The sequence below is a fragment of the Chamaesiphon polymorphus CCALA 037 genome, assembly GCF_003003845.1.
Classification (GTDB): Bacteria; Cyanobacteriota; Cyanobacteriia; order Cyanobacteriales; family Chamaesiphonaceae; genus Chamaesiphon; species Chamaesiphon polymorphus.
Genome location: NZ_PVWO01000151.1, coordinates 1 through 11,707 on the forward strand (window position 1 = coordinate 1; position 11,707 = coordinate 11,707).

The 11,707-nt window shown below is 47.3% G+C and carries 11 protein-coding genes; 6 read left to right on the top strand and 5 right to left on the bottom strand.

What is annotated here, in order from left to right; all coding sequences use genetic code 11:
- On the top strand, window positions 1-1,711 hold a 1,711-nt coding region (locus tag C7B77_RS13250), incomplete at its 5' end, for a carboxyltransferase domain-containing protein (protein ID WP_146138309.1).
- A gap of 167 nt (window positions 1,712-1,878) precedes the next feature.
- On the opposite strand, the gene C7B77_RS13255 is transcribed toward C7B77_RS13250, so the two are convergent.
- From C7B77_RS13255 to msrA, 3 genes are all read right to left on the bottom strand, one after another.
- Window positions 1,879-2,322: a response regulator gene (locus C7B77_RS13255; protein ID WP_219892137.1), complete on the bottom strand. Its 444-nt coding sequence runs from the start codon at window positions 2,320-2,322 to the stop codon at window positions 1,879-1,881.
- A gap of 364 nt (window positions 2,323-2,686) precedes the next feature.
- A complete protein-coding gene (arsS, locus tag C7B77_RS13260) occupies window positions 2,687-3,700 on the bottom strand; it encodes an arsenosugar biosynthesis radical SAM (seleno)protein ArsS (protein ID WP_106305336.1) in 1,014 nt (337 codons plus the stop codon).
- A gap of 107 nt (window positions 3,701-3,807) precedes the next feature.
- Window positions 3,808-4,473 (bottom strand): peptide-methionine (S)-S-oxide reductase MsrA, encoded by a 666-nt coding sequence (gene msrA, locus C7B77_RS13265; RefSeq protein ID WP_106305339.1) that lies wholly within the window; start codon window positions 4,471-4,473, stop codon window positions 3,808-3,810.
- A 281-nt stretch (window positions 4,474-4,754) separates the two neighbouring features.
- On the opposite strand from msrA, the gene C7B77_RS13270 reads away from it, so the two are divergent.
- Window positions 4,755-5,075, top strand: coding sequence for a hypothetical protein (locus C7B77_RS13270; protein ID WP_106305342.1), 321 nt, complete (start codon window positions 4,755-4,757; stop codon window positions 5,073-5,075).
- 271 nt (window positions 5,076-5,346) lie between these two features.
- Here C7B77_RS13270 and C7B77_RS13275 read toward each other — a convergent pair whose 3' ends face one another.
- Complete coding sequence (locus C7B77_RS13275; RefSeq protein ID WP_106305344.1) at window positions 5,347-6,597, bottom strand: dicarboxylate/amino acid:cation symporter; 1,251 nt, start codon at window positions 6,595-6,597, stop codon at window positions 5,347-5,349.
- Between the two features lie 308 nt (window positions 6,598-6,905).
- Here C7B77_RS13275 and C7B77_RS13280 point away from each other — a divergent pair, with 308 nt between their 5' ends.
- The 4 genes from C7B77_RS13280 to C7B77_RS13295 all read left to right on the top strand — a co-directional run bounded on the left by C7B77_RS13280 (window position 6,906) and on the right by C7B77_RS13295 (window position 10,748).
- On the top strand, window positions 6,906-8,435 hold the full coding sequence (locus C7B77_RS13280; RefSeq protein WP_106305347.1) for a YifB family Mg chelatase-like AAA ATPase: 1,530 nt from the start codon (window positions 6,906-6,908) through the stop codon (window positions 8,433-8,435).
- A gap of 65 nt (window positions 8,436-8,500) precedes the next feature.
- Window positions 8,501-9,397, top strand: a complete 897-nt coding sequence (locus C7B77_RS13285; protein WP_106305350.1) for a hypothetical protein — start codon at window positions 8,501-8,503, stop codon at window positions 9,395-9,397.
- 282 nt (window positions 9,398-9,679) lie between these two features.
- Window positions 9,680-10,255 (top strand): TIGR04376 family protein, encoded by a 576-nt coding sequence (locus C7B77_RS13290; RefSeq protein ID WP_106305353.1) that lies wholly within the window; start codon window positions 9,680-9,682, stop codon window positions 10,253-10,255.
- Window positions 10,256-10,433: 178 nt separating this feature from the next.
- Entirely contained in the window at window positions 10,434-10,748 is a 315-nt protein-coding gene (locus tag C7B77_RS13295; RefSeq protein WP_106305356.1) for a hypothetical protein, read from the top strand.
- A 219-nt stretch (window positions 10,749-10,967) separates the two neighbouring features.
- On the opposite strand, the gene C7B77_RS13300 is transcribed toward C7B77_RS13295, so the two are convergent.
- The coding region (locus C7B77_RS13300) for an SDR family oxidoreductase (protein WP_106305359.1) at window positions 10,968-11,707 on the bottom strand (740 nt) is incomplete at its 5' end.

Below are 11,707 nucleotides of genomic sequence, written 5' to 3' on the forward strand. Positions count from 1 at the left end.
CGGGGTAATTTATGGCCCGCACGGTGCGCCGGATTTCTTTACGCCTGAAGATATCGAGATGTTTTTTGCCACGGATTGGGAAATACATCACAATTCAGCCAGAACGGGAATTCGCCTGATCGGCCCCAAACCAGTCTGGGCGCGGACAGATGGTGGTGAGGCGGGCTTGCATCCTTCTAATATTCACGATAATGCTTATGCGATCGGGACTGTGGATTTTACGGGGGATATGCCGATTATTCTCGCCCACGATGGCCCTAGTTTGGGCGGTTTCGTTTGCCCCGCAACGATCGTGCAAGCAGAATTATGGAAAATTGGGCAACTCAAACCGGGCGATAAAATTCGATTTCAACCAATGTCGATCGAGCGAGCCAATGCGCTAGAACTCGCCCAAGATCGGGAGCTTGAATCCCTCGTCCCTGAAGTAAGAGATGCCGAGCCAGATCGAGTATTGTTGGTAGATAAATTACCTACTAGCGATCGCCTCACTACTTACCGTCGATCGGGTGATAAATATCTATTAATTGAATATGGCGAATTGGTTCTCGATCTCAATTTGCGATTCCAGATTCATGCCTTAATGGAATGGCTCAAAGTGAATCCGATCGCGGGAATTATTGACTTAACTCCTGGTATTCGATCGCTGCAAATTCACTACGATAGCCGCATCTTACCCGAACGCGAATTGCTAGATTTATTAACGCTCGCTCGATCGAATTTACCGAATATCGACGAGTTAACCGTACCCACCCGCATCGTGCATTTACCCCTGTCTTGGGATGATGACTCGACCCGACTGGCGATCGACAAATATATGCAATCCGTGCGCGACGATGCGCCGTGGTGTCCGAGTAATATCGAATTTATTCGGAGAATTAATGGTTTAGATTCGATCGAATCCGTGCGCGAAATTATCTTCGCCGCTAGTTATTTGGTCTTAGGATTGGGCGATGTTTATTTAGGCGCGCCCGTAGCTACTCCGATCGATCCGCGCCATCGTCTAGTCACAACTAAATACAATCCCGCCCGCACTTGGACGCCCGAAAATGCTGTCGGTATCGGCGGTGCATATATGTGTATCTACGGCATGGAAGGCCCTGGTGGTTATCAATTTGTCGGTCGTACCGTGCCGATTTGGAATCGTTATCTTCAGACGTTAGACTTCACCAAACCGTGGTTATTACGCTTCTTCGACCAAATTAGATATTTCCCAGTTTCGCCATCAGAACTCTTACAATATCGAGAAGATCTGATTTATGGACGGGTAAAATTAGAGATTGAAGAAACAACATTTAGTCTATCTGCATATCAGCAATTTCTCGCCGATAATGCGGATGATATTGCTAGGTTTAAAAATACCCAACAAGCGGCATTTCAAGCCGAAAGAAATGCCTGGACAGCCGCTGGCGAATTCACCAGACAAGCCATAGAACCAGAGACTACTCTATCCGCACCAACTCTAGATTTACCACCGAACTGTACGCCAGTTATCGCACATTTGACTGCCAATGTGTGGCAAGTTTTAGTGAAGCCAGGAGATCTCGTAAATCCAGGCGATAAACTAGTAATTCTGGAGGCGATGAAAATGGAAATGACGATCGAAGCCGAGGAAACAGGATCGATCGAGATTGTTTACTGTACGCCCGGACAAATGGTATCTACCGGACAAGTATTATTAGCATTGAGGATGATTCAATCCGATCGCGGCTAGTAAAAGGAGCTAATTAGCGATCGATACCTCCGATATTCATACTGTAACTAGTAACCCAAGTTGCTAGTACGAGATGGCATAAGTAAAGCAACCATTGCCAATACTCTCTCCCAACTCCCAACTCCCAACTCTTGACAAAATAATACTAGGATTTACGCCGTAGACTACTAGTTCATTTCGCACAATTTCCAATAGTCGTTGATGGCAACTAAAAGCTCGACAAAATCTGTAAATTTTGTGGGCTTATGGATGTAACCAGCAACGTTTAAACCGTAGGTTTCGATCTTATCGCTTTCTTCATTAGACGCAGCAAATACTACGACTGGAATGTGCTTGAGCATTTCATCCGCTCGCAATTCCTGTAAAAATCTTAGCCCATTCATTTTGGGCATATTCAAGTCTAGTAAAATAAGTCGCCGATCTGGAGGGACGACAGAGGGTTGTCCGGGTTTACCACGTAACATTTCTAAAGCCTCGATCCCATTGCCAGCAACATACAAAGGGCTAGTGATTTTTCCAACTTCAAAAGCTCTTTGCACGTTCATCACATCTACTTCATCATCTTCGACTAGTAAAATATTTAGGATTGAGTTATTTATCGTGTTTGTCATGATAATTGATAAGATTGGCAGCGATCGCCTTAATTAGATTGCAGTTATGTTGTGACTAAACTCCTGATGATAACAACAATCTTAGCGCGAGCGTAAGGCTGCATCGTAACTAAGCCTAGATTAAATACAGTATAAATACACTCAAATCCTGGTGCAGATCCGAGCGGGCGATCGGGGTATATATTAATTTTTACTATTAATTAAGATTGGGTCATCTATCGATCGGATTAAAGTTTCCAGCTCGCTCGGCTCTCCTATACTTATGGTGATAATTTAATCTTATCGACAGGGGGTAAGGGGTAAGGGGATGGATCGATCCGATCGATAACCTCTTCTAAAATTTTACCTGCGGGGTTCGAGATGATTATACCAAAGCACCGCCACAACTAGAACCCGCTCCAGCCGTACAACCATAACAATAAGTTTTGGTTTGAATTTCGTCGATTAAATCTAGCGTACCTGCGGCTAATAATCGATCGATGGTTAGAATTTCACCATTTTTAGTTAGAGCTGGCAGATTTGTCATCTGATTGAAATCGCAATCATAAACATTCCCCAAATAATCGATCGATAGTTGGTCGCGACACATAACTTTTGCTACCGTCCTAGGGTTGTAATGCGACTCTAGGAACTGTAAATAAGGTAGGGTGAGTTGGTGCTGCTCTAATTGAAACTTAGTGCGACCGATCGGGAGATTGGTGATGGTCAAAAGATTATTAAAATACACATCAAAATGTTCTTTAAAGAACATTTTATAATCTCGTTCTAGAGCTACCGAATCGGGTGTCAATCTAAAATTTGTCGATGTCGGAATTTGGGGATTATATACTAAATCTAGTTGTAACTGTGGATCGCTACCATAGCCCAACCGATTTAACCATTGCAGTGCGCGCATCGAAGCATCAAATACTCCCTGTCCGCGCATTTTATCGACATTATCTGCTAAATAGCATGGCAATGAAGCGACGATGCGCGCGCGATGTTTGGCGCAATATTCTGGGATATCCTCATAACCGGGCACAAAATAGATCGTGAGATTGGAACGCACGATCGCTTGTTTGCCAGTATTAACTGCTGTTTCTAAAATCGGTTTGAAACCATTGAGGAGTTCTGGCGCACCGCCCGTAAGATCGACTGTTTTGAGTTGGGGAAATGTCTGGATTAGTTCGATAACTTTATTGGCAATCCGATCGGACATTTCCTCGGTACGATGGGGACTAGCATCTACATGACAATGGCTACAGGCGAGGTTGCAACGTTTGCCTAGATTTACTTGCAGGATCGTTATCGGTTGTTTGACTAGCGGAGATTCCAGCCGCTCGTTAAATGGAGTAATGTGGGCAGCAAATAATTCTGGGGCGGCGGATGGTTGAAGCATTTAAAGGATAGAGATTAGAGACTTGTAACAGACAAGACCGGAAATATAAAAACGCCGCTTTTGGATATCCTCCAGCTACGGCGTAGACGTACAAATTTAGCTTTAGCCTAACTCGCCACCGACAAATTGTCTGGCATACAAACATTCGTCCCGCCCAATCCGCAATAACCGCCAGGATTCTTGGCTAAATATTGTTGGTGATAGGCTTCGGCGTAATAAAATTCCGGTGCGGCTAAAATCTCGGTGGTAATCTCTTTATGTCCAGCACTGTTTAGAGCCGCTTGATAAGCTACCTGAGAAGCCTGTGCTAGTTGCATCTGACTATCGGAGTAACAATAGATACCCGATCGATACTGCGTACCCGCATCGTTGCCTTGGCGCATTCCTTGAGTCGGATTGTGGTTTTCCCAGAAGACTTTGAGCAGTTGTTGATAAGTGATGACTGCGGGATCGAATACTACCAGTACCACCTCATTATGCCCCGTCAAACCACTGCAAACCTCTTGGTATGTAGGATTCGGGGTGCTGCCTGCGGCATAGCCCACAGCGGTAATATAGACGCCTGCTGGCAGTTGCCAGAATTTACGTTCGGCACCCCAAAAACAACCCATCCCAAACATCGCTTTTTCCATGTTATCGGGGTATGGGGGTGCTAATGGATTGCCATTGACAAAATGCTTGGCAGGAATAGCCATCTTTTCCGCTCTGCCTGGTAGGGCATCTGCTGGCGCGGGAATAGTTAATTTTTTACCACCAAAGAGGTTGGATAGCATAATTTTAGTTAATTTAGGGTGTGGAGATCGACGATTTGGCAGCCACAATAGTCTGCATAGATCGGGTTGCAAACGTCAGTATCTTTATTAACTGTAACGCATTGAGGGGCTGGTATAAAATGTGAAGCGATTCGTATTTTGCGACTTGACAAGCTGATTGTTTGTGGAGCGTCAGGATATATAATGACTGGCTAGGCAGACAGCGATCGCGTAAATAGTGCTTGGGAAGGTCGCGGATTGACTGTGCGTATTAATATTTTACCTAGATATCGAGCGTAACTATGGCCAAAAAGTCTGAAGTCAAAGAATCTAGTCTCTTGTACCAACGCTTGAAAGCTGCAATGCAAGACGGGATTAAAGTTTGGTTTGAAACCCGCGACAAAAGTTACTTCGGGATTCCGATTGGAATCGATCGCGATTTTGTGGAGGTACTGATTTTGGTTCCTGGTAGCGATGACGAATCATCGGAATATATCTTCCAACGGGTGACGTGGGTAGTTAGGTTAGCCTCGATCTCGGCTGTCGCTTATCCTTCAGAATACTGGTCTGCCGACAGGTTAGAGAATCTCTTGGCTAAATCGGCACTAAATACTGAAAGCTAACTGGTAAATTAATTGAGAATTGAGAATTGAGAATTGAGAATTGAGAATTGGGTTTAAACCCCTGTTACTCGGTAAACACATTTCTATTCTTGCTGAGAATATCAAAACTCGCTCTGTAGAGCATCTATCTATTGGGGGATGACTAGCAAATGCTACTCATCCCCCCTTTCGATCGATCGCCAATAGTCTCCTAAATATTATTGGCACGATCGAGAAATAATCGATCGCGCCAACAAGAGCAATCCAGCTCGTCCAAATTAAAGTCTCTTTCCTAGACGCGTTCGCGAATTGGAGCTACCACCAATTCTGGTGTATGCGATGCGGGAGCTGGTTCCCACAGACTGAGGAGAATGGCATTGGTACTGTTGCCGACTACATTTAACACGGTCTTAAATCCATCCGTCAATCGATCGATTCCTGCGACAATGGCAATCCCTTCTAATGGCAATCCCGCCGCCGATAATACCGTCGCCATCGTAATTAACGCCGAACCCGGTACGCCAGGGGTGCAAAATGAAACCAAGAAACTACTCAATCCGATCGAAAATAATAACGATGGCGTCAGCGGTACGTGATAAATTTGGGCGATGAAAATTGCATTAAATCCTTGTAAAATCGTTGCCCCATCGCGTTTTAATGCCGTACCTAATGGCAGCGCAAAACTGGCAATTTCCGATCGCAATCCATAGCCTTCTTGCATATTTTGCAAGACCATCGGCAACACGGCATTAGAGCTAGCCGTGCCAAATCCGAGAAAGAAAGACGGAATTAGACTGCGAAAAAATTTTCCAGGTTCGGCTTTAATAATTGTCAATACAACTAGATAAAAACCCGCCATAATTAGCGTGGCAATAAATAGCCCCAGTACATACCAAGACAAGCGCACGATCAGCCCCAAGCCTTGAGTGGCGATCGTCGAACTAATCAAGGCAAATACGCCGATCGGGGCAACATATAAAATTACCGATAGGACTTTTTCACTAATTACATAAATACTTTCTAATAGCTCGACAAATGGCTTGGCTTGCGCTTGAGCCATCTGAATTCCCGTCCCAAATAAAGCCGCCGAAATAATTACTTGTAACAAATTACCACTACTGAGCGCGCCCAAAGGATTAGTCGGAATCAGACTCAGCAACCAATCGATCGGGTCTAGTGTCACTGGAGCATCAGTCACCGCTGGAATCTCAAACCCCGTCACCCCCGCCCCAGGTTGCAAAACCACCGCTACCGCCATCCCAATGCACAGCGAGATCGTACTCGTCACTACATAACAAGTCATCAGCTTCAATACATATCGCCCCACTTGCCCCGTCCCCTGAATCCGATTGACACCCAGAATCAAGGATGAGAAGATCAATGGCACCACGACAAACTGAATGATCCGTAAAAATCCCGCGCCAATCGGTGCTAACAGATATCGATCGAGCGGCACGATCGCCAGCGGAAATGTAGTATTTAAAACAGTCCCAAACATCATGCCAACGGCGAGGGCAATCAGGATTAGTGCAGACAGGTTCATAGTTGGGAGTTGGGAGTTGGGAGTTGGGAGGAAAAGCGCAATTAATTTTAGCTAAATGTCCTAAGCTGCAATTTTTTGATACATACAGCACTAATCAAAACTTAACATAAAAATTTACACTAGCAGACTTGTTTCCACAGATGCGATCCCCTTCGCCAAATTAACCACCCAGTAACTCCCAACTGCCAACTGCCAACTCCCAACTGCCAACTCCCAACTCTCCAAATTCCGACATTCGATCGTTACGCACGACATCCGTCTCATGGTTAACTAAGCAAAACCATCCAAGAGTAACGGGAAAATTCGCTGTGTTAGCTAGAGTTTGGAGTGCGACCATTATCGGCATCGAGGCAGTAAAAGTAGGTGTCGAAGTCGATGTTGCCAACGGCTTGCCCGGAATTACCGTCGTCGGTTTGCCAGATGTGGCCGTCCAAGAGAGTAAAGAGCGCGTCAAAACAGCGATTAAAAATGCGGGGTTTGCCTATCCCATCCGGCGTATCACCATTAATTTGACGCCCGCAGACCTGCGGAAGGAAGGCCCCAGTTTCGATTTACCCATCTGTGTGGGCATCCTGGCCGCCTCAGACCAGGTGAGCGGCGAGTTGTTAGGGGATTATCTATTTTTGGGCGAACTGTCCTTAGATGGCAGTTTACGCGCTGTTGCAGGCGTCCTCTCGATCGCGGCTGCGGCGCAAAAAATGGGCATTACCGGACTGGTAGTACCCGCCGCGAATGCGTGCGAAGCGGCGGTGGTGCAAGGCTTACAAGTCTATGGCTTGCGAGATCTGGCTGAAGTTGCATCCTTCCTCAACAATCCCGATCGGTTCGAGCCTGTTAAAGTCGATGTCACGGGCAAACTCGCCCAACCCCAGCTAGATTGTGCCGATCTCCACGACGTCAAAGGCCAATCTCACGCCCGTCGCGCCCTGGAAATTGCCGCAGCAGGCGGGCACAATTTGATTTTTGTCGGCCCTCCAGGGAGTGGTAAAACGATGCTCGCGCGGCGGTTGCCCGGAATTCTCCCGCCATTGAGCTTTGACGAAGCGATCGAAGTTACTCAAATTCACTCTGTCGCTGGCTTACTCAAAGAACGCGGCTTTCTGGTTTGCGATCGACCGTATCGCAGTCCCCACCACTCCGCTTCGGGGCCTGCACTCGTTGGTGGTGGCTCGTTTCCCCGTCCTGGAGAAATTTCCCTCGCCCATCGCGGCGTCTTATTTCTCGACGAATTAACTGAATTCAAACGCGATGTCCTGGAATTTTTGCGCCAACCATTAGAAGACGGACACGTCACCATCTCCCGCACCCGTCAATCTGTCTCCTTCCCCGCCCAATTTACCCTCGTCGCCAGCACCAATCCATGTCCCTGCGGTTATTATGGAGATACGATTCAGGCTTGCACCTGCAATCCCCGCCAGCGAGAGACTTATTGGGCAAAACTATCTGGCCCCCTGATGGATCGGATCGACCTCCAAGTCGCCGTAAATCGCCTCAAACCAGAGGAAATTACCGATCGACCCACAGGCGAAAATTCCGCCACAGTGCGCCCCCGCGTTCAAGCGGCGCGCGACAAAGCCAGAGCGCGCTTTGCATCTGCTCCGGGCATCGTCTGCAATGCCCAGATGCAAAGTCGAGAATTGCGCACCTGGTGTCCGCTCGACGATAATAGTCGTCAATTATTAGAAACAGCCATTCGCAAGTTAGGATTGTCAGCACGCGCGAGCGATCGCATTATTAAAGTTGCCAGAACCATCGCCGATCTGGCAAATGCCGACCAGATCGAACCCCCGCACATCGCCGAAGCCATTCAATATCGGACGATCGATCGAATGCAGTAAAATCCTCCCATCTAGGCGAATTAGATTGAGGTAAACTAATCCCTAGTCACCCCAACACCCGAAAAATGACTAACCAAAACCCCGCAGTTCCAGCCCCAGGTTCGCCGCAGGATAGACGCCAAAGCGACATTTTGAGCAAAGTCAATGCCCATGCAGATAGATCGCTCGATCGCTTATTTGCCGATATCGAAGAACTCCTCAGCGGCGATCTCGAAGCCGACTCCTCATCTGCCATCGAGCGCGCCCAGCGCAAAACTACAGATCCTACCCGCCACTATCCTCCCACCCAATCGCCTCAATCCGATTCTCATTACTATCCAGCCTCAGGATCCTTCACTGGTGAGGAACCAGCATTTTCGGACTCGATCGACGACACGCCACCAACTGCTGCACCCAAACGCAAAAAATCGATCCCGATCTGGCTGATGGCAGTATCGGGAATTGGCATCACCGCCATCGCCGCAGGCAGTCTGCTGTTTTGGCTGGTAAACGAACGGAAGATCGACATGCCCAATATCGATACTAGTTGGCTGCCATTCCAATCTCAGCAAGTTTCTCCCACAGACGCGCAATTTGCCGACTATATGCGTAAATCGATCGCCAAAATCGAAGCCGCCGAGCGAGTTCCTGCTGCGCCCGCACCCACTGCCAGCATCGCCGACCCCGCTTTGACAACTCCAGCGGCTAATCCCACTATTTCCAACGCCCCTGGCGCGATCGTCACAGCACCCATCTCTGCTAGCCCAACTGCTACCACCAACCCGATCGCGCTAGTCAAAACTCTGGACAAAAACAATCGCCCTGGGGCTATTTTTCAGATCGACGGTCAAAGCCAAACCATTCGTGTCGGTCAACAAATCGGCACCAGCAACTGGTCTTTAATATCTGTGGCCAAAGGCGAAGTCACCATCAAACAAAAAGGCGGCCAAATCCGCTCGCTCGATGTCGGTCAAAAATTCTAGGCGTTAGGGGTTAGGCTTTAGGCTTTAGGCTTTAGGTTTTAGGCTTTAGGCTTTAGGTTTTAGGAGTAAGGCTTTAGGCTTTAGGTTTTAGGCTTTAGGTTCTAGGAGTAAGGCTTTAGACGGAGCTGTAAAATCAGAGTACGGGTTAAAATCGAAAGAAACGATCGTCATCCACACGCTCGCTCGAATTTTGAATTCCCCCTATTTTCAACTTAACAGCCTAAAGCCTAACGCCTAAAGCCCAACGCCTAACGCCCTACCCCCTATCCCCTCTCCTAAATCATGGGTCTAATCGAAGACATGAACCGCTTTCTGGAAAGTCAGATCGATGACTTTCTCAGTAAAAATCCGCACTTGGAACTACAGGTAATTGGTGCTCAACTAGCCGAACAAGAAGCTGATACCGAGCAGTTGATTATCGACTTGCGATTGCAAGAAAAACAAACCGAAAAAGAAATCCTCAATACCGCTCAAGAAATCAAAAACTGGTACGATCGCGTCCAGAAAGCGACCGCCGCCGGACGATCGGATCTAGCCGTACCCGCCCAAGAGCGCGTTAATGCCCTTCTCCCCCAAGGAAATCAACTCTGGGGTAAGATGCAAGGCTTAAAAGAGCGTATTGCCAAGGCTCAAGAACTATTACAGACCATTAAAAGTCGGCGCGCCGAAGTCAAAGCCAAAACCACAGCCGCCCAAGCAGCACGCACTCAAGCCGCCGTCAATAGCAGTAATAGCGGCTGGGGATCGGCAAATAATTATACCAGTATCGGCAATTCTGCCGATCCCCTAGATGCGCAATTTCGGCGGTGGGAGGCAGATGAAGAACTTGAAAAACTAAAACGTAACTTAAGTAAATAGGCTGATTATTAAATAAATCTTTAGATAGGGTTGCTGTAGTCTGGTAAGATTACTGAAATAACGTCACGACATCATACACCTTGAAGTATGGTAGCTGGCCGATATCTCTGCTGCTGACCTAGTTTTGTCAGCTCACAGCGGGAGGAGATATCTATAGACACTATATTAATAGACAGTTATGCACAGAAACCCCATTGTCAAAAATTCTCAGGTTGGTGATGCGATCGCCGGGATCGTCACCGTATTTGGGATCGATATTTTAATCATTTTTATCGCCCTCTTATTTAATACCCTCTCACCGATGTTTATGTCGGTAGTTTTTTCGATCGGCGCGATCCAACTCATCTACGTTTTACCTTTGTTGCGGTGGTCGATCAAACGCAGAGTTAAGGGATTTAGTAAAGGCTTGCTACTCGGTACACTCGCGATCGCGGCTGTTAATGTTGCTTGCTTTTTAGTCACCTACAAGTTTTTCAGCAGCGGCGCAAGATAATTGTAGGTCTTCAAGATCGACTCCTGCCAGTCTCGATCGAGTCGATCGGTAAGTAGATGGGCGTAATTAAATATAAGATACCATGTAGGGTGGGCACTGCCCACCATCTAGGTTTCAGGCGTAATCTTTTTATAAATAATTGCATCTACCTACTTACCTTCTTAAAATACGCCCGAAGAGATCGATCGAATCAGCTTCTATGCCATTGTGCTGAAAGAATCAACCATTCTCCTCAAATCCTGGATACAGGGTCATACCCCCATCTACAAATAGGGTCGTCCCCGTGACATAATCGGAGTCGTCAGACGCCAACCAGACAGCGGCTTTGCCGATATCGTCTACATTACCGATCCGTTTGGCGGGAATCAGTTCGAGCAACCTAGCTTTGGCTTCAGGATTATTCCACGCCGATTGATTGATGGAGGTAGCGATCGCGCCAGGGGCGATACTATTAACGCGGATCTTATGCGGAGCTAGTTCTTGAGCGATACTCCGCATCATCATCTCGATTCCGCCTTTGCTGGCGGCGTAGTTGACATGACCCGCCCACGGGATGACTTGGTGAACTGAAGACATACAAATAATCTTACCCGCCGCGCTCGAAATATCTGGCCGAACGCCGCGTCGCAAAAACTCCTTGGCAGCTTCGCGCGCGCACAAGAATTGTCCGGTAAGATTGGTTTCAATTACCTTATTCCAATCGTCGAGACTCAAATCGACAAATGCAGCATCTTTTTGGATGCCCGAATTGCTCACTAAAATATCGATCGTCCCAAATCGCTCTAACATGCGATCGAACATGGCACGCACGTCCTCTTCTTTACCGACATTCGCGCCAACTGCAAAGGCTTCGCCACCAGCAGCTTCGATCTGTTCGACAATTTCTTGGGCGGCGTCAGCGTCCGAATAATAATTGACAACTACCGAGGGCTTGCTGAAAAAGTAGGAGAATAGTCTTT